Raw genomic sequence first — 237 nt, forward strand, 5'->3', positions numbered from 1 at the left:
CTACCGGCCGGCTTGAGTGTGGTGAAGCAACAGCAACAGCAAGATCAGAATCGGGCACGGTCAAATGTGGGAGCTGGCTTGCCTGCGATAGCATCAACTGGGTGTATCTGATGCACCGAGTTGTCTGCATCGCCGGCAAGCCAGCTCCTACAGAAAAGCAGAGCCACACCGCCCGTAGCAGTTGTCGAGCGCCAGCGAGGCTGCGTGCTTTTGATCTGGCTTTTGATTTTGATTTTG

1 pseudogene is annotated in these 237 nt (G+C 55.3%); it reads right to left on the reverse strand.

Annotation, left to right across the window (positions count from 1 at the left end):
• Nucleotides 1–44: 44 nt before the first annotated feature.
• Nucleotides 45–237 (reverse strand): annotated as a pseudogene (locus HX786_RS31760) (hypothetical protein); the annotation flags it as partial.

It is taken from the genome of Pseudomonas sp. 21615526 (assembly GCF_013386245.1).
Taxonomy (GTDB): domain Bacteria; phylum Pseudomonadota; class Gammaproteobacteria; order Pseudomonadales; family Pseudomonadaceae; genus Aquipseudomonas.